17 protein-coding genes and 1 rRNA gene are annotated in these 19,586 nt (G+C 41.1%); all 18 read left to right on the forward strand.

Features of this window, described 5'->3' with window-relative positions; genetic code table 11:
• The first annotated feature begins 127 nt into the window (after nt 1-127).
• Nucleotides 128-700, forward strand: a complete 573-nt coding sequence (gene pth, locus CD122_RS08560; protein WP_103358571.1) for an aminoacyl-tRNA hydrolase — start codon at nt 128-130, stop codon at nt 698-700.
• The gene (gene mfd, locus CD122_RS08565; protein WP_103358572.1) at nt 697-4,221 is read left to right on the forward strand and encodes a transcription-repair coupling factor; all 3,525 of its coding nucleotides are present in this window, start codon (nt 697-699) and stop codon (nt 4,219-4,221) included. Before pth ends, mfd begins: the two co-directional genes overlap by 4 nt.
• The gene (locus tag CD122_RS08570; RefSeq protein ID WP_103358573.1) at nt 4,199-5,734 is read left to right on the forward strand and encodes a polysaccharide biosynthesis protein; all 1,536 of its coding nucleotides are present in this window, start codon (nt 4,199-4,201) and stop codon (nt 5,732-5,734) included. The genes mfd and CD122_RS08570 overlap by 23 nt, the downstream gene beginning before the upstream one ends.
• Nucleotides 5,731-6,906: a MazG nucleotide pyrophosphohydrolase domain-containing protein gene (locus tag CD122_RS08575; RefSeq protein ID WP_103358574.1), complete on the forward strand. Its 1,176-nt coding sequence runs from the start codon at nt 5,731-5,733 to the stop codon at nt 6,904-6,906. The genes CD122_RS08570 and CD122_RS08575 overlap by 4 nt, the downstream gene beginning before the upstream one ends.
• Nucleotides 6,907-6,908: 2 nt before the next feature.
• Nucleotides 6,909-7,169, forward strand: a complete 261-nt coding sequence (locus CD122_RS08580; protein WP_103358575.1) for an RNA-binding S4 domain-containing protein — start codon at nt 6,909-6,911, stop codon at nt 7,167-7,169.
• A 24-nt stretch (nt 7,170-7,193) separates the two neighbouring features.
• On the forward strand, nt 7,194-7,583 hold the full coding sequence (locus CD122_RS08585; protein ID WP_103358576.1) for a septum formation initiator family protein: 390 nt from the start codon (nt 7,194-7,196) through the stop codon (nt 7,581-7,583).
• Between the two features lie 383 nt (nt 7,584-7,966).
• On the forward strand, nt 7,967-8,344 hold the full coding sequence (locus CD122_RS08590) for a S1 domain-containing RNA-binding protein (RefSeq protein ID WP_095115156.1): 378 nt from the start codon (nt 7,967-7,969) through the stop codon (nt 8,342-8,344).
• Between the two features lie 96 nt (nt 8,345-8,440).
• Nucleotides 8,441-9,730, forward strand: a complete 1,290-nt coding sequence (gene tilS, locus CD122_RS08595) for a tRNA lysidine(34) synthetase TilS (protein ID WP_103358577.1) — start codon at nt 8,441-8,443, stop codon at nt 9,728-9,730.
• Complete coding sequence (gene hpt / locus CD122_RS08600) at nt 9,720-10,259, forward strand: hypoxanthine phosphoribosyltransferase (protein ID WP_103358578.1); 540 nt, start codon at nt 9,720-9,722, stop codon at nt 10,257-10,259. Before tilS ends, hpt begins: the two co-directional genes overlap by 11 nt.
• Before the next feature lie 175 nt (nt 10,260-10,434).
• Entirely contained in the window at nt 10,435-12,510 is a 2,076-nt protein-coding gene (ftsH, locus tag CD122_RS08605; protein ID WP_103358579.1) for an ATP-dependent zinc metalloprotease FtsH, read from the forward strand.
• A 374-nt stretch (nt 12,511-12,884) separates the two neighbouring features.
• Nucleotides 12,885-13,766, forward strand: a complete 882-nt coding sequence (hslO, locus tag CD122_RS08610; RefSeq protein ID WP_103358580.1) for an Hsp33 family molecular chaperone HslO — start codon at nt 12,885-12,887, stop codon at nt 13,764-13,766.
• Nucleotides 13,767-13,902: 136 nt separating this feature from the next.
• The gene (cysK, locus tag CD122_RS08615; RefSeq protein WP_103358581.1) at nt 13,903-14,832 is read left to right on the forward strand and encodes a cysteine synthase A; all 930 of its coding nucleotides are present in this window, start codon (nt 13,903-13,905) and stop codon (nt 14,830-14,832) included.
• A 167-nt stretch (nt 14,833-14,999) separates the two neighbouring features.
• Nucleotides 15,000-15,791, forward strand: a complete 792-nt coding sequence (gene folP, locus CD122_RS08620) for a dihydropteroate synthase (RefSeq protein WP_103358582.1) — start codon at nt 15,000-15,002, stop codon at nt 15,789-15,791.
• Nucleotides 15,781-16,143, forward strand: coding sequence for a dihydroneopterin aldolase (folB, locus tag CD122_RS08625; RefSeq protein ID WP_103358583.1), 363 nt, complete (start codon nt 15,781-15,783; stop codon nt 16,141-16,143). The genes folP and folB overlap by 11 nt, the downstream gene beginning before the upstream one ends.
• A 1-nt stretch (nt 16,144) precedes the next feature.
• Nucleotides 16,145-16,624 (forward strand): 2-amino-4-hydroxy-6-hydroxymethyldihydropteridine diphosphokinase, encoded by a 480-nt coding sequence (gene folK, locus CD122_RS08630; protein WP_103358584.1) that lies wholly within the window; start codon nt 16,145-16,147, stop codon nt 16,622-16,624.
• A gap of 45 nt (nt 16,625-16,669) precedes the next feature.
• The gene (gene dusB / locus CD122_RS08635; RefSeq protein WP_103358585.1) at nt 16,670-17,662 is read left to right on the forward strand and encodes a tRNA dihydrouridine synthase DusB; all 993 of its coding nucleotides are present in this window, start codon (nt 16,670-16,672) and stop codon (nt 17,660-17,662) included.
• Nucleotides 17,663-17,682: 20 nt separating this feature from the next.
• A complete protein-coding gene (gene lysS / locus CD122_RS08640; protein ID WP_103358586.1) occupies nt 17,683-19,170 on the forward strand; it encodes a lysine--tRNA ligase in 1,488 nt (495 codons plus the stop codon).
• 313 nt (nt 19,171-19,483) lie between these two features.
• Nucleotides 19,484-19,586 (forward strand): 5S ribosomal RNA (gene rrf, locus CD122_RS08645); the annotation flags it as partial.

Consider the following 19,586-nt stretch of genomic DNA (forward strand, 5'->3'; position numbering starts at 1 on the left):
CTATTAAACGCAACATTATAATTAAAACAAAAGAGAATGATAGATTTTGGGATACTGCCTGTTGAGTGCCTTTCCCAACTATCAGCTATATGATAAATGTGTAACAAAGATAACGGAGGAAAGAATGATGAAATGTATTGTGGGTTTAGGAAACATTGGTAAACGCTATGAGCGCACAAGACACAATATTGGATTTGAAGTAATTGATTATTTATTAGATCAAAATAATATAGAATTAGATAAACAAAAGTTCCGTGGTGCCTATACGATTGAGCGCATTAACGGTGAAAAAGTGATGTTGATTGAACCGTTGACGCTAATGAATTTGTCAGGTGAAGCGGTTGTCCCATTGATGGATTACTACAATATTGACATGGAAGATTTATTAGTTCTGTACGATGATATGGACTTACCACAAGGACACGTTCGTTTAAGACAAAAAGGCAGTGCCGGTGGCCATAATGGCATGAAGTCAATTATTAGCCATTTAGGTTCAAGTGACTTTAAGCGTATTCGCATTGGTATTGATAGACCGACAAACGGTATGTCCGTACCAGACTATGTTTTACAAAAGTTTTCGGATGCAGAAATGAAAACGATGCAACCAGTTATCGAACATGTTGCCAAAGCGGTTGAAGCTTTCATAGGCAATGAAAAGTTTGAAAATGTAATGACACACTATAATGGTGAGATTCAGTGAAACCAATTATAAATGAAATCATTCATAGAGATACCAGATTTAATGCATTAGCGGAACAGGTAGGAGACCACAATTTACTCGTAACAGGTCTGACACCTTCAGCTAAAGCAGCAATGATTGCCGAAATGTATCAATCGAGTCATCGTCAAGTCTTGTTAGTGACGAATAATTTGTATCAAGCGGACAAGCTGGAGACGGATTTGTTACAGTTTGTGCCTGATGATGAAGTGTATAAGTATCCGGTACAAGATATGATGACGGAAGAGTTTTCAACACAGAGCCCCGAGTTTATGAGTGAACGTGTCCGCACCTTGACAGCACTTGCCCATGAGCGTCGTGGGTTATTTGTCGTCCCGTTGAATGGGTTGAAGAAGTTGTTAACGCCAAAAGAGCTATGGCAGTCGCATCAAATGGTGTTGAATATTGGTGACGATATAGACCTGAATCAATTTTTGACGAAGCTGGTCAGTATGGGCTATCGCAGAGAATCTGTCGTTACGAATATTGGTGACTTTTCTGTTCGTGGTGGCATTATTGATATTTATCCGTTGTTAGGCGAGCCGGTACGTATTGAATTGTTCGATACAGAAGTGGACTCTATGCGTTTGTTTGATGTGGAGACGCAACGTTCACTGGAAAATATTGAGACGCTTGAGATTACAACAGCACACGATTTTATTATGACCGAAGATGTGAGAAAACGAACGGTTGAGAAGTTAACAGCGGCTTATGAAGAGACGCGTCCTAAAATTGATAAAGCTGTGCGCCAAGACCTTAAAGATACGTATGATGCGTTTCATATTACTGATGAAGAACGCTTTGACCCACAGGTGTTAAGACGTTTAATCGCTTTTATGTATGATCAATCAGAAACGATTATTGATTATTTTAAAGAGAATGCGATTGTGTTCGTGGATGAGTATCAGCGGGTAAAAGAAACTGAAGATACGTTGATGGCAGAGACGACGGACTTTTTACAAAACCTCGTTGAAAGTGGTAAAGGGTTCCTAGGACAGCGTTTTATGGAAGATGAGGCTTTTAACACGCTCATTCGTCAATATCCAATTACGTATTTTACGTTGTTTACTGCTTCAATGCCTGTCAAGTTGGATGAGATTTTCAAGTTTTCATGTAAGCCGGTTCAACAGTACTATGGACAGTACGACATTATGACGTCGGAGTTGCAGCGTTTTATGCGTCAGGACTACCGCATTGTGATGGTGGCAGAAACGGAGACGAAGAAAGAACGTATTCAAGCGATGCTGGCTGAAATGCACGTACCAACTTTGTTAGAGCCGGATATTGAGGCGATGTTACCGGGACATGCGGCGATTGTGGAAGGTAGCTTGTCGGAAGGTTTCGAGTTACCGTATATGTCACTCGTTGTCATTACAGAGCGTGAGCTATTCAAATCGAAACGTAAGAAAACGTCTAAAAAACGCCGTAAAACATTAACAAACGCCGAAAAGATTAAATCGTACCAAGAATTGAACGTTGGCGACTATGTGGTACACGTACATCACGGTGTCGGTCGTTATTTAGGTGTTGAAACGCTAGAAGTTGGCGATGTACATCGTGATTATATGAAAATCCAATACAAAGGGACGGATCAATTGTTTGTCCCTGTCGATCAAATGGACCAAGTACAAAAATATGTCGGTTCAGAAGATAAAACGCCGAAGTTATACAAACTCGGTGGCAGTGAATGGAAAAAGACGAAAGCGAAAGTACAGAGCAGTGTTGAAGATATTGCGGACGAATTGATTGCGTTATACAAAGAGCGTGAGCAATCCGTGGGCTATCAGTTTGCGCCAGATACCGAAGAACAACATGCGTTTGAAATGGACTTTCCATACGAATTGACTGAAGACCAAGACAAGTCGATTCGTGAGATTAAAGCAGATATGGAAAGCGCACGCCCAATGGATCGCTTGCTCTGTGGTGATGTTGGTTACGGTAAAACAGAAGTAGCGGTACGTGCGGCATTTAAAGCGGTCATGTCAGGGAAGCAAGTCGCTTTCCTCGTACCGACAACGATCTTAGCACAACAACATTATGAGACGTTGATTGAACGTATGCGAGACTTCCCTGTGGAGATTCAACTGATGAGTCGATTCCGTACGGCGAAGGAAATTCGTGAGACGAAGGAAGGCTTAAAGTCGGGCTTTGTCGATATTGTCGTAGGTACGCATAAATTACTCGGTAAGACGATTGAATACAAAGACTTAGGTCTGTTAATTGTCGATGAGGAACAGCGTTTTGGTGTCCGTCATAAGGAGAAAATCAAAGCACTCAAGGCAAATGTCGATGTCCTAACGTTGACGGCAACGCCAATACCGAGAACACTGCATATGAGTATGTTAGGTGTGCGTGACTTATCGGTCATCGAAACGCCACCGGAAAACCGCTTCCCAGTGCAGACGTATGTATTGGAACAAAATGCGAACTTTGTCAAAGAAGCGTTAGAACGCGAGCTTGCAAGGGAAGGACAGGCGTTCTACTTGTACAACAAAGTGCAGTCGATTTATGAGAAACGCGAACAATTGCGCATGTTGATGCCAGAAGCAGAGATTGGTGTCGCGCATGGGCAATTGACGGAGCGTGATCTTGAAGAAACGATGCTTAACTTTATTAACGGCGCATACGATATTTTACTGACAACGACGATTATTGAGACGGGTGTGGACGTGCCGAATGCGAATACGCTGATTATTGAAGAAGCGGACCGTTTTGGTTTGAGTCAGCTGTATCAATTACGTGGACGTGTTGGGCGTTCGAGGCGTATCGGTTACGCCTATTTCCTACATCCACAAAATAAAGTACTAACTGAAACGGCGGAAGACCGTCTGCAAGCTATTAAAGAATTTACAGAGCTTGGTAGCGGCTTTAAAATTGCGATGCGTGACTTGAATATCCGTGGTGCCGGGAACTTACTTGGTAAACAACAACACGGCTTTATTGATTCAGTCGGTTATGACTTGTATGCGCAAATGTTAGAAGAAGCGGTAAATGAGAAACGCGGCGTGAAAGTCGAAACACCAACGCCTGAACTGGAAATGGACTTACGTCTGGATGCGTATTTACCTGCGTCATACATTCAAAATGAACAGGCGAAAATTGAAATTTATAAAAAGTTACGCGCAACAGAGACACATACACAATTGATGGATATTAAAGATGAGTTGTTAGATCGCTTTAACGAATATCCAGAAGAAGTGGCGCATTTGTTAGACTCGGTAGAAATTAAAGTCAATCTGTTACAAGTCGGTGTGCAACATGTTAAAGATACCGGCAAGGCAATTGAAGTATTGCTGACAGAGGCAGGTACGAACCGTATTAACGGTGAAGAACTGTTCCGTCAATCAGAGCCACTCGGTCGCAGTATGACGCTGGGTGTGAAAGATGGTTGTATGAAGGTGTCATTGAAGAAAGGCAAACAGTGGCTTGAATCATTAAAATTCTTAGCAAAAATATTGACGGAAAGTTTGAGGTTGGAAGATGAAGAAGCAAGCGGCATTTAATGGTGTCGTCGTATTAACACTCGCGCTGATTGTTGTGAAAGTATTGAGTGCGCTCTATCGCGTCCCTTATCAAAATATTTTAGGCGATGCCGGTTTGTACGCCTATCAACAAATATATCCAATCGTTGCATTAGGTGTTGTATTGTCGAGTAATGCCATTCCAAGTGCTTTGACGCAAATTTTAGAAGGTCAACAAGCAAATCGTACTACGTTTCGTCGCATGAGTGTAGTTGTAGCACTATTAGGCATAGGATGTAGTGGCGTCCTTTTTCTAAGCGCTGGCAAGATTGCGCAGTGGATGGGGGATTCGCAGCTAACACCGATGTTACAGGCAGCGAGTGTCAGTTTTCTTGTCGTTGGCCTACTGGGCTTATTCCGCGGTTACTTTCAAGCACAGCAACAAATGGTCTATCCAGCATATTCTCAAGTGATTGAGCAGTTCATTCGTGTCGGCATTATCGGTATTGTCATCGTCTGTTTTATGCGTCAAGGTTGGTCCATATATACAGCGGGAACATGGGCGATTTTTGCCTCAACAGTCGGCTTTAGTATATCGACGCTGTATTTATGGTGGCGCAGTGACATTCACAAACAACTGAACGCACAGACCTTCTCGATTCCGTGGCGTCAATTTTTCATTGCGCTGATAATTTTTGCGGTCAGTCATTTGATTGTGATTTTATGGCAAGTTGTGGACAGCTTTACGATTGTGAATATGTTACGTTCGGGTGCAGGCTATCCGTTTAAAGAAGCCATTATGCAAAAGGGAATTTACGATCGTGGCGCATCATTTATTCAAATGGGCTTGATTGTGACAACGACATTTTGCTTTGTGCTTGTACCACTACTCACGGACACGAAACGCCGTGGCGCTATTGATGAGATGAACAGTTATGCCAACGCATCATTGAAGATAACGATTGTTATTAGCAGTGCGAGTGGGATAGGCTTAATGAATTTGTTACCTAACTTAAATCGCGTATTTTTTGAAAGTAATGTGCTAACCGCAACGTTGACAGTCTATATGTTAACGGTGATTTGTGTATCCTTGATGATGATGTATATGGCGATGTTAGAAATATATGCACAGTTCCGTTTGATTATCGGTGCAGTAATGGTAGGACTTGTGACGAAACTAGGTTTGAATATCCTATTGATTCCGCATATAGAAATGTTAGGAGCGAGCTTAGCGACAGTCTTATCACTTGTCGTCGCAGTTATTGTTCTACATTACGGTGTTGTACGTTGTTATCAACTCAATCACTTAAAACACTTTTACAGCAAGGTGGCATTGGCGTTACTGATGATGACAGTGACAGTGCAACTATGTCAATGGCTCATACCAGCGACATCACGATTCGGTAGTTTAGTAGAACTACTGATAGCAGCACTTGTCGGTGTGTTGACGATCGGCTGGATGCTCGTACGACTTAATATTTTAGATGAAACAGAATGGATGCATTTGCCGTTTGGCGACAAAATGTATAATTGGAAGAGAGGGAATAGACGATGACGCATCAGTTAACGATTATCGGTCTTGGTAACTATGGTTTAGATGAGTTGCCGATGGGGATTTATCGCTTGATGACGCAACATAAACGGTTGTATGTCAGAACAGCAGAACACCCTGTTATACAAGAATTGCAAAATATAGAAATTGTATCTTTTGATGATGTTTATGAACAACATGATACGTTTGAGCCAGTGTATGAGGCGATTACGACACAATTATTAGAACAAGCACAACATGACGATATTGTTTACGCTGTGCCGGGACATCCACGTGTAGCAGAAACAACAACACAGTATTTGTTAACACGTGCGGCTGATTATGGTGTGACGGTCGAGGTTAAAGGTGGGCGTAGTTTTATCGACGACATCTTTGCGGCAGTGAATGTCGATCCGAATGACGGCTTTACAATGTTAGATGCGACGGCGTTGGATATTGCAGCGCTTAATCCGCGCACTGCGACGATTATCACACAAGTGTATAGTGCCATGGTGGCGGGCGAATTGAAGTTACAGTTGATGGAACGTTATCCTGATGACTTTGAAGTGACGATTGTCGATGGGGCACATCAATCGGGTGCGACGTTGACGACAGTTCCTTTATATGAATTAGACCATGAAGATCGTTTTACCAATTTAACGAGTGTATTCGTGCCGGCAGTAACGGATGAACGTGCGTTATACGGTGACTTTGACTTTGCGAACCAAGTCATTGCACAGCTGGTAGATGATGAAACGGGTTGCCCGTGGGATAAGGTGCAGACACATCAAACATTGAAACGTTATTTATTAGAAGAAACGTTCGAGTTGTTCGAAGCGATTGATAACGAAGATGATTGGCATATGATAGAGGAGCTTGGCGACATCTTGCTGCAAGTCTTACTGCATACTGCGATTGGACAGAAGTCAGGTTATATGGACATACGAGAGGTCGTGGCGAGCTTGTCAGAGAAGATGATTCGCCGTCATCCACATGTGTTTGATACAGAGCAAGCAGACAATGTAGAAGACGTCATGGATATTTGGCAAACACAAAAGGCATCGGAAGGCAAAGTCGAACGCGTCAAGTTCGAGAAAGTATTTGCACGTCATTTCTTAAAACTGTATGATGAAGTCAAAAATAAAGACTATACCGAAGAAGCGTTGGCGCAGTATTTAACACAAGGAGGCAAGTAATTATGAGACTTGATAAATATTTAAAAGTGTCACGTATCATCAAACGTCGCACACTTGCTAAAGAACTAAGCGATCAAGGGCGTGTTGCAGTGAATGGTCAAACAGCCAAAGCCGGTACAACTGTAAAAGTCGATGATGAACTCGTCATTCGATTTGGTCAAAAAGTTGTGACAGTTAAAGTCACGGCATTAAACGAGCACGCGACAAAAGAGAACGCTAAGGGAATGTATGAGCTTGTTAAAGAAGAACGCATTCAAGAATAGACGACGAAAGAAAGGTGATGCCGCATGAGTAGGAAGGTTCAAGATATTGGCAATCAGTACACATCAGAAGCAAATGCCAAACGTCAACGCCATGAGCGGCTCAAAAAAGTCGTCAAAAAGCGCATGATTGTGTTTGGCGGTGGGCTACTTGCGATTATTCTCGTGTTGTTAATAATGGTCGGTATGCAGATTCACAGTAATCAACAAGCCTCTCAAGAGCGTCAAGCGAAAGAAGAAGCTTACCAAAAGATTCAAGATGAAGAAATTGAATTAAAAGAACGCTTGAACAACTTAAATGATGAAGAATATATCGAAAAAATTGCACGGGATGAATATTATTTAAGTAATGATGGCGAAGTGATTTTTAAACTGCCAGAAGACCAACAAAAGGAAAAGCAAAAACAACAAGAATAAAGTGGCAGTTATCGTATTTTGAGCGTGGGTCAGGAAGCGGAAAGGTCGGGTCAGCAATTGTTTTAATGTGTAGCTTCTTATAAGCGGACATAGTGAACGAGCTATCACAGCCATCTTCGTTCTGCTCAAATGCAAACCACTCCTTTCACAACCCCTCTGTCAGTGTTCAAGGAGCAGCATTTTCGACAGAACTACGCACTTTAACAAAATCAAAAAGCGATTTTGCGCAGTGCTCGGGTTCTGCTCAAATGCAAACCGCTCCTTTCACAACCCAGTCATTATTTATAAAGAAAAGCGTTAATTGGGGTTTTTGTCGTTGTGAAAATAGTCAAACAACCGTATAATAGAGTTAAATATCGAACTCGGGAGGATTCATTAAAACAATGGCAATCGAAGTAGGAAGTAAGGTCAAAGGTAAAGTCACTGGTATCAAAAAATTTGGTGCGTTTGTGGAGTTACCAGAAGGAAAGAGCGGGCTTGTGCATATCAGTGAAGTGGCTGATAATTACGTTGAGAACGTAGAGGATCACTTATCTTTAGGTGATGAAGTTGAAGTGAAAGTACTCTCTATTGCAGATGATGGCAAAATTAGCTTATCAATCAAAAAGGCGAAAGAGCGTCCACGCCGACAAAAACCTGCACAAAAGCCAGAAGACTTTGAGAAAAAACTATCTAACTTCTTAAAAGATAGTGAAGATAAACTTAATTCTGTAAAACGTCAAGCAGAGTCAAGACGTGGTGGCCGAGGTTCACGTCGATAAGTCATCACAATCTAGGGGTTGAGAAACGAAGGGAACTTTGAATCTCAACCTCTTTTTCGCTGTTAAATGCAAAACGGGAATCAAGGAGTGCTTGGGATGGAACAATTTTGGCAACCGACAGATCATCTTGTAGTGGCTGTGTCGACGGGTGTGGATAGCATGGTGTTATTACATCAATTGAACGAACAATATGCCGATACGTATCGTCAGCTGACGTGCTTACATGTACACCATGGTTTGCGTGCTGCCTCAAATGAAGAAGCACAATTTTTGACGACATACTGTGAACAACGTGGGATACCGTTGTTTGTGCATCGCTTAGATTTAACGGAAACAGTTGAAACAGGTCGCAGTATCCAACATGATGCACGCGTATTGCGCTATGCATGGTTTGATGACATGATGCATGACTTAGATGCGGATTATTTACTGACAGCGCATCATCAAGACGACCAGCTCGAAACAATTTTTTACCGAGTATTCACCGGTCGGACAGATCGTAGCTCGTTAGGTATGTCAGCCAGCGAACAACGAGACGGTTATCAACTGGTACGCCCACTCCTAACAACAACGAAAGCACAAATTCGTAGCTATCAACAGCAATACGATATACCGTATTACGAAGATGAAAGCAATGAAAGTAATGCGTATGTGCGCAATGATATTCGTAATCGCCTGTTGCCGGACATTGAAAGCAATCCGCATTTACAAACAACGCAATTGCTTAAGTTGATGGATTTTCATAGTGAAGCGTTAGCGTTAATAGCGCAACAAGCAGAACAATTTATCGCACATCATGTGATGCAGAATCAATTACAACAATGGTTGATTCCAAGAAAGGCGTTCAATGAATTGTTGCCACATGTTAAAATGAAAGTCTTGGACGTGTTGATTGGACACTTTGAAGCGGTAGTGCCTGTAAGTGAGCGCACGTACCAAGATTGGTTTGTTAAGCTGCATAGTGATGTCGCACAAAACGTACTCATGCACACAAACAAATGGCATGTCGATATCGTGTATGATAAATTAGTCATAGCGCCATCGACAGCACATTCAACGCCTGCACCACAAACTGTAACAACAGCAGGACGCTATCAATTTGGTATGTATCTTATTACGATTGCATCGGATATGTTTGCGCATTTTTCGGCACTGCATATTCGCACGCGTCGAACGGGAGATCGCGTTACCTTACACAATGGCCAGCATAAAAAAGTGACACGCCTGATGATTGACCAAAAAGTACCACAGACGGCACGCGCACAAATGCCTGTGATTACAACAGATAGTGGGGAAATCTTAGCGGTTGGTACGTGTTATCAACAAGTTACATATAATCAATATATTCACATTCAATATTTGGGAGATGACATAAATGAGAAATGATTTAAAAGAAATTTTATTAACGGAAGAAGAAATTCAAGAAATTTGCGAACGTCTAGGGCGTGTACTGACTGAAGACTACAAAGATAAAAACTTATTTTGCGTAGGGATTTTAAAAGGGTCTATTTTATTTATGACGGACTTAATCAAACGTATCGACACACCACTTGCGATTGACTTCATGGACGTATCAAGTTATCACGGTGGCACGGAATCAACAGGTGAAGTACAAATTCTTAAAGACTTGGGTTCATCTATTGAAAATAAAGATGTCTTAATTATTGAAGATATTCTTGAAACGGGTACAACATTGAAATCAATTACGGAATTATTACAATCACGCCGTGTGAATTCATTGGAGATTGTAACATTATTGGACAAACCAAATCGCCGTAAAGCAGATATTCAAGCGAAGTATGTTGGTAAAGTCATTCCTGATGAGTTTGTTGTAGGTTACGGTTTAGACTATAAAGAAGAATATCGTAACTTGCCGTACATTGGTACGTTGAAACCAGAAATTTACACGAAGTAATCGTTGGAAAAGATAAGACGGGACGCCAGATTGAGATTCTAAAATGAGGAAACAAATCACGGAAACCCGTCTTTTGTTGTATACAATGTATATGAAGTACAATTACTAGCAAGTTGTATTTATATTATGGTAAAATTTTTGTTAGCTTTATAATTGGAGTAGGAGGAAACGTCGCATGCAGAAAGCTTTTCGTAACGTGCTATTTGTAGCGCTGATTGGCGTCGTCATCTTTGGGTTATTTTCATGGATTAACGGCAATGGCAATGTCCCCAAAGAACTTACTTATAATCAATTTATACAAAAGTTGGAGAAAGGTGACCTTAAGTCATTAGAGATTCAACCAGAGAGCAATGTGTATAAAGTGAGCGGTAAGTTGAAAAATAACGATGACTTCGCGTCAACGATGTTATTTAATAATCACAAAGAGCTAAATAAAGTAACGGATATAGCTCAAAAACAAAAAGGATTAGAATTCACAGTTAAAGAAGAAGAAGGACAGAGTGTGTTTGTGAGTATCATCTCAACATTAATTCCTGTCTTAGTGATTGCTTTACTCTTTATTTTCTTCTTAAGCCAAGCACAAGGTGGCGGCGGTGGCGGTCGTATGATGAACTTTGGTAAGTCCAAAGCGAAGATGTACGACAGTCAAAAAGGTCGCGTGCGTTTTTCAGACGTAGCAGGTGCGGATGAAGAGAAACAAGAGTTAGTAGAAATTGTCGACTTCTTAAAAGATAATAAGAAATTCAAACAAATGGGATCTCGTATTCCAAAAGGTGTACTTTTAGTAGGACCTCCAGGTACTGGTAAAACTTTACTAGCACGTGCGGTTGCGGGTGAAGCTGGTGTACCGTTCTTCTCAATCAGTGGTTCTGACTTCGTTGAGATGTTCGTCGGTGTCGGTGCGAGCCGTGTACGTGACTTGTTTGAAAATGCTAAAAAGAATGCACCATGTATCATCTTTATCGATGAGATCGATGCAGTTGGTCGTCAACGTGGTGCCGGTGTTGGTGGCGGTCATGATGAACGTGAACAAACATTGAACCAGTTATTAGTTGAAATGGATGGTTTCGGTGAGAACGAAAACATCATTATGATTGCGGCGACAAACCGTCCAGACATCTTGGACCCAGCACTTTTACGTCCGGGTCGTTTTGACCGTCAAATTCAAGTCGGTCGTCCAGATGTTAAAGGTCGTGAAGCGGTATTACATGTACACGCTAAAAACAAACCTTTAGATGAAACAGTCGATCTTAAAGCGATTGCACAACGTACACCAGGTTTCTCAGGTGCAGACTTAGAGAACTTGCTGAACGAAGCATCGTTAATTGCTGCGCGTAGTGGTAAACAAAAAATCGATATGCGTGATATTGAAGAAGCAACGGACCGTGTTATTGCCGGACCAGCGAAAAAATCACGTGTTATTTCTGAAAAAGAACGTAATATTGTGGCACACCATGAAGCAGGTCATACGGTTATTGGTATGGTATTGGACGAAGCGGAAATTGTGCATAAAGTAACAATCGTACCACGTGGTCAAGCGGGTGGTTATGCGATGATGTTACCAAAACAAGACCGTTTCTTAATGACAGAACCTGAATTACTTGATAAGATTTGTGGTCTTTTAGGTGGTCGTGTAGCTGAAGATGTTATTTTTAACGAAGTATCTACAGGTGCATCAAACGACTTTGAACGTGCAACACAAATTGCGCGTGAGATGGTAACACAATATGGTATGAGTAAAAAACTTGGACCAATGCAATTCTCACACGGTGGCGGTCAAGTATTCCTAGGCAAAGATATGTCAGGAGAGCCTGAATACTCAGGTCAAATCGCTTTTGAAATTGATAAAGAAGTACAACGTATTATTAAAGAACAATATGAACGTTGTAAACAGATTTTATTAGAACACGAATCTCAACTTCGCCTTATCGCTGAAACGTTATTAACAGAAGAAACGTTAGTTGCAGAACAAATTCAATCATTGTTCAATGAAGGGCATTTGCCAGAAGTGAACTATGATGATGCAAAAGTCGTTGAGCGTTCTGAAGATGACGAATTCAATGAAGGCAAATACGGCAAGTCTTACGAAGAGATTCGCCGTGAACAAGAAGAAATGACAAATCGTGCAAACACGAGTTCATCAGATCGTGGTGACAATGCAACAGAAGATACAGCAGAAGAAGATACAACAGCATACGATCAAGCACCAGAGATAGACCAGCCTGGTAACGATCAAACACCACCACGTTAATAAAGTATTGTCGTTCAAAGACTTTCTCATAGATGGAAATCATCCGTCTGATGGGAAAGTCTTTTTTATGGGCTGTTCAGCTTCTGTGGTGGGAAGATAATGATAAGTACCTAGTTTTATTTATATTGTAATTCCAGATGAGTTAGAAAAGCTGTCTTCATTTAACATATAGTCCTTCGTGGTTGTATGTTTTTGATTGCTCGCTTGCCAAGGTACCTTACTCCCCACTTTTGTTTCACCCTCGAGTCATTTCAGTTGTACTTATGTGGCGACGCGAGTATGATAATGCAACATAGAGAAATATGATGCGTGATGAAACGATAGATTACTTTGAGGAATGACACATCATATGAAAAAAGGAGATAGAATAGAACATGACGCAAGATTATATTGTTAAAGCACTTGCATACGGTGGAGAAGTCCGTGCGTACAGTGCAAGAACAACAGATGCAATTCAAGAAGCACAAACACATCATTATACGTGGCCAACTGCATCAGCAGCACTTGGTCGTACGATGACCGCGACTGTGATGATGGGTGCAATGTTAAAAGGAGAACAAAAGCTGACTGTGACAGTGAATGGCGATGGGCCTATCGGTAAAATCGTGGCAGATGCGAATGCAGAAGGTAAAGTACGTGGTTATGTAACAAACCCACAAACGCATTTTCCATTAAATGATCAAGGGAAGTTAGATGTTCGTCGTGCAGTAGGAACAAATGGTGCTATCAATGTCGTTAAGGATGTTGGTATGCGCGATTATTATACAGGTAATAGCCCAATCGTATCTGGCGAATTAGGTGAAGACTTCACATACTACTTTGCGAATAGTGAACAAGTACCGTCATCAGTAGGTGTTGGTGTACTTGTAAACCCTGATAACACGATTAAAGCAGCAGGTGGTTTTATTATTCAAGTCATGCCAGGTGCCAAAGAAGAAACAATTACAAAGTTAGAAGAAGCGATCAACAATATGACGCCAGTATCTAAACTTATCGACCAAGGTTATACACCAGAAGGCATGCTACAAGAAATTTTAGGCGAAGACAACGTAGAATTTTTAGAAACAATGCCAGTGGAATTTCAATGTAACTGTGGCCATGATAAATTCTTAACGGCCATCAAAGGACTTGGTGAAGCTGAAATTGAAAGCATGATTCGTGAAGACCACGGTGCAGAAGCAGAATGTCACTTCTGTCGTACAAAATATCATTTTACAGAAGAAGACTTAGAAGCATTACTTGTTTCAATGAAATAATCAGCAGAGGCTGTGAATTTTTTGAAAGTTACGTGTGATTTTACTTTTTAAATTGTCTGAACAATGATACACTAGTTATATCCGATATATTAACTAAGCATTCGAAAAGAATATAACAAAAGTGAGGTTGTCGATTATGGTAAGAAAACCCGTAGAAAATATTACTGAAATTATTGGTCAAACACCTGTTGTGAAGTTACGTCATCAAGCAGGTGAAGATGCGGCGGATATTTATGTCAAATTAGAATATCAAAATCCAGGCGGTTCTGTGAAAGACCGTATCGCATTAGCAATGATTGAACAAGCTGAAAAAGAAGGCAAAATCAAACCGGGAGATACAATTGTAGAACCAACAAGTGGTAATACAGGTATCGGTCTTGCGTTTGTATGTGCTGCCAAAGGATACAAAGCTGTTTTCACAATGCCTGAAACAATGAGCCAAGAGCGTCGTAACTTATTAAAAGCATACGGTGCAGAGCTCGTATTAACACCTGGATCAGAAGCGATGAAAGGTGCAATCAAAAAGGCGAAAGAATTAAAAGAAGAACATGGTTATTTTGAACCACAACAATTCGAAAACCTTGCAAATCCACGTGTCCACGAATTAACAACAGGTCCAGAACTTGTTGAACAATTTGAAGGCAAAACAATCGACGCCTTTTTAGCAGGTGTTGGAACAGGTGGTACATTATCTGGTGTCGGTAAAGTCTTAAAAGAGAAATACCCAGATATTCAAATCGTTGCGATTGAACCGGAAGACTCACCAGTATTAAGCGGTGGAGAACCAGGCCCACATAAACTTCAAGGTTTAGGTGCTGGTTTCGTACCAGGTACATTGAATACAGACATTTATGAAGAAGTTATCAAAGTAGGTAACGAAGTAGCAATGGAAACATCACGTCGTGTCGCTAAAGAAGAAGGTATCTTAGGTGGTATTTCTTCAGGTGCTGCTATCTATGCGGCAATTCAAAAAGCAAAAGAACTTGGTAAAGGTAAAACAGTTGTTACTGTATTGCCAAGTAATGGTGAACGTTACTTATCAACACCACTTTACAACTTTGACTAAACCATAGTTATCATCCCGTTAACGCTATTCGTAGTGATTAGCGGGATTTTCTTTGTTTTGAAGAATTGTTACACGCGAGCGTACATATCAGTTGTCTGCGATAAATTTTGTTATAATAAGTTCGTTAAGTTTAAAAATTTATGACGACTTAGAAAGGAAGCGTTCGAATGCAAGAGACACAAATCATGGGAATATTAAATGTGACACCCGATTCGTTTTCGGATGGTGGTCAATACAATGAAGTGGACAAGGCAGTCGCACACGCGGAACAAATGGTGCGTGACGGTGCGCATATTATTGATGTGGGCGGTATTTCAACGCGCCCCGGTTTTGAAGAGATTTCAGTAGAAGAAGAACGCGCGCGTGTCGTACCGGTGATTGAAGCACTCAAAGGGATCCCTGCAAAGTTGTCTGTAGATACGTATCGTAGCGAAGTAGCAGAAGCGGCATTAGAAGCCGGTGCTACGATAATTAATGACCAATGGGCAGGACTCTATGATCCAGAAATATTTAAAGTTGTTGCGGCGCACAATGCTGAAATCGTTCTGATGCATAATGGTGATGGACAGCGTGATGAACCTGTGATGGACGAAATGCTCGTAACATTATTAAAACAAGCGAATAAAGCCGTGTTAGCAGGCATTCCGAAAGAACGTATTTGGTTAGATCCAGGTATCGGCTTTGCGAAAACGCGTGAAGAAGAGCGAGAAGTCATGGCACAGCTCGATGCACTCGTTGCGACGGGATTCAAGGTGTTACTGGCAACGAGTCGTAAACGTTTCATCAAAGAAATACTTGGCGGCGACAATGCAGTAGATGAACGTGATGAAGCAACGGCAGCGACAACGGCATACGGCATTATGAAAGGGGTACATGGTGTACGTGTACATAACGTCTTGATGAATGCACGACTTGCAAAAGCGATGGATAGTTTGAGAGGTTACGAAAATGAACGATAAAATATTTTTACAAGGGCTAGAATTTTATGCGTATCACGGGGCATTAGCTGCTGAAAATGAAATTGGACAGATCTTTACCGTGGATATCGAGATGAAAGTAGACCTTAAGGAAGCCGGACAGTCCGACCGTGTGGAAGATACGGTCCACTATGGCGAAGTGTATGAGGATGTCAAAGCAATTATGGAAGGCGAGCCGGTGAATTTGTTGGAACATCTCGCTGAACGTATTGCAATGCGTATAAATTCACACTATAATCGTGTAATGGAAACGAAAGTTAGAATTACTAAGAAAAATCCACCGATACCCGGGTATTATAAAGGTGTCGGTATTGAGATAGTAAGGGAGAAGTAATATGGTAGACGCATATCTAGGCTTAGGTGGTAATATTGGTGATCGCGAAGTACAACTCACAGCAGCTATCGAACAGTTGGCAAACCATGCGCAAATTGAAGTCGTTGCTGTATCACCGATGTATGAGACAAAGCCAGTCGGTTACGTTGAACAACCGGATTTTCTCAATGTATGTGTACACATTAAAACAACGCTTGAACCCCATGAGTTGTTAGAAGTAGGTCTTGCGGTAGAAGCGAACTTACATCGTGTGCGTGATGTACGTTGGGGACCACGTACAATCGACATTGATATTTTATTGTACGGCGACCGTATTATTGAAACACAAGCGTTAATGGTGCCACACCCACGTATGACAGAACGTGCCTTTGTGATGATTCCACTCAATGACATTGCATCAGACGTCATTGAACCACGATCAGGTCGAGCGATTCACACATTCGTGACGCCAGATGACACGGTTATACGTTATACATCATAGGTACGCATCAACAGATAGAATGGAAAGATTGGAGGAATAACTGTTATGTGGAAAATTGGAGATGTTGAGATTGAGAACAGAGTCGTACTTGCGCCCATGGCAGGCGTTTGTAACTCTGCATTCCGACTTACAGTTAAAGAATTTGGGGCTGGCCTCGTTTGTGCTGAAATGGTAAGCGACAAAGCAATTTTATTTAACAACCCAAAAACAATGAAGATGTTATATATAGATGAGAACGAGCGTCCACTGTCACTACAAATTTTTGGTGGTGAAAAAGAAACACTTGTGGAAGCTGCAGAATATGTTGATAAGCATACAACAGCAGATATTATCGACATTAATATGGGCTGTCCAGTATCAAAAATCATCAAATGTGAAGCGGGTGCACGTTGGCTACTCGATCCAAACAAAATTTATGAAATGGTATCAGCTGTTACAGAACGTGTCAGCAAGCCGGTTACATGTAAAATGCGTATCGGTTGGGATGAAGACCACATTTTTGCAGTAGAAAATGCGAAAGCTGCAGAGCGTGCAGGTGCAGCAGCCATTTCAATTCATGGTAGAACACGCGTGCAAATGTACGAAGGTGAAGCGGATTGGGATATTATCCGTCAAGTGAAAGAGGCAGTTTCTATTCCAGTTATTGGTAATGGTGATGTAACAAGCCCAGAACTTGCACAAAAAATGTTAGATGAAACGGGTGTCGATGCAGTCATGATTGGTCGAGAAGCACTCGGTAACCCGTGGATGATTTACCGAACTGTACATTATCTTGAAACAGGCGAGTTAATTGAAGAACCACAAATTGATGAAAAAGTTGATATTGCTTTATTACATCTGCGCCGTTTAGTAGAATTAAAAGGTGAAAAAGTAGGTGTCATGGAAATGCGCAAACACGCATCATGGTACCTTAAAGGTGTCCGTGGTAACGGAAAAGCACGTAAAGCATTGAACCAAGCAGAAACAGAAGCGGAAATGACTGAGATACTAACAAACTTCCGTGATGAAATGACTGCCAAACAAAAAGTAGAAGCTTAAGCGTAAAAGGAGAGGTAAGAATGACAGAAGAAATGAATGACCAGATGCAGGTGCGTCGCCAAAAATTACAAGAGTTACGCGACTTAGGAATCGACCCGTTCGGCGAAAAGTTTGAACGCACAGGTACAGCAGAAAGCTTGAAAGCAGATTGGGACCAATATTCAAAAGAGGAACTTGCAGATAAAGAAGGCGAAAGTCGTACGGTTATTGCAGGACGTATTATGACAAAACGCGGTAAAGGTAAAGCCGGTTTCGCACATATTAAAGACTTAACAGGACAATTACAGATTTATGTACGTAAAGACCAAGTGGGTGACGAAGCATTCGACATCTGGAAGACGGCTGACTTAGGAGACATCGTTGGTATTGAAGGTGTTATGTTCAAAACAAATACTGGCGAACTTTCAGTCAAAGCAAAATCATTCAAACTTTTGTCTAAGGCGTTACGTCCATTACCAGATAAGCACCATGGCCTTCAAGACATTGAACAACGTTATCGTCAACGTTATTTAGACTTAATTACAAACGAAGCATCAACACAAACATTTATTAATCGTAGCCGTATTCTTCAAGAAATGCGTAACTACTTGAACGAAAAAGGATTCTTAGAAGTTGAAACACCAATGATGCATCAAATCGCAGGTGGTGCAGCAGCACGTCCATTTATCACACATCATAACGCATTGGACGCGACACTTTATATGCGTATTGCGATCGAATTACACTTGAAACGCTTAATCGTTGGTGGACTCGAGAAAGTATATGAAATCGGCCGCGTATTCCGTAACGAAGGTGTATCAACACGTCATAACCCTGAGTTTACAATGATTGAATTATATGAAGCATATGCAGACTATAAAGATATCATGTCATTAACGGAAGAACTTGTTGCGCATATTGCACGTAAAGTATTAGGCACAACATCAATTCAATATGGTGGCGAAACAATCAACTTAGAACCACAATGGCGCCGTCTGCATATGGTAGATGCTGTTAAAGAAGCAACAGGCGTAAACTTCTTTGATATTACGACAGATGAAGAAGCGCACCAAGTCGCAAAAGAACACGGTATTGAAGTAGATAAACATATGAAATACGGGCATATCCTGAATGAATTCTTTGAACAAAAAGTAGAAGAAACTTTAATTCAACCAACATTCATTTACGGACACCCAATTGAAATTTCACCATTAGCTAAGAAAAATCCAGAAGACCCACGTTTCACAGACCGATTTGAACTATTTATCGTAGGTCGTGAACATGCCAATGCATTCACAGAGTTAAACGATCCAATTGATCAACGTGAGCGTTTTGAAGCACAGCTCGTTGAAAAAGAACAAGGTAACGACGAAGCACATGAGATGGATGAAGACTTTATTGAAGCATTAGAATATGGTATGCCGCCAACAGGTGGACTCGGTATTGGTATTGACCGTCTCGTTATGTTATTAACAGACGCACCATCAATCCGTGACGTATTATTATTCCCATATATGCGTCAAAAATAGGTATGTAAGTGTATGAAGGTGAGCGACGAGCAAGCGTTGTTAATACAGAGCTCGTTGCTTGCCTTTTCTGTTATTGAAACAGCTTTTAATAATCTCTTAAAAGGTGATGCAAAAAATATATAAAAACTTTATAGAAAGTGTTGACATTCATCACGAGATTGATTATTATATAAAAGTCGCTGAAAACAAGTGACAAAAAGATATGAAGTGTTTGCAAAAAACATCAATAAAGTGTAAAATTAACTGTTGAAAAGTTATTGCAAACCTAGTATTATAAATAAAGTAGTCACGACGCACTACGAAATAACAATTGTCTGGTGATAATGGCAAAGAGGTCACACCTGTTCCCATGCCGAACACAGAAGTTAAGCTCTTTAGCGCCGATGGTAGTCGGACTTACGTTCCGCGAGAGTAGG

Source organism: Staphylococcus rostri (genome assembly GCF_002902145.1).
GTDB lineage: Bacteria > Bacillota > Bacilli > Staphylococcales > Staphylococcaceae > Staphylococcus > Staphylococcus rostri.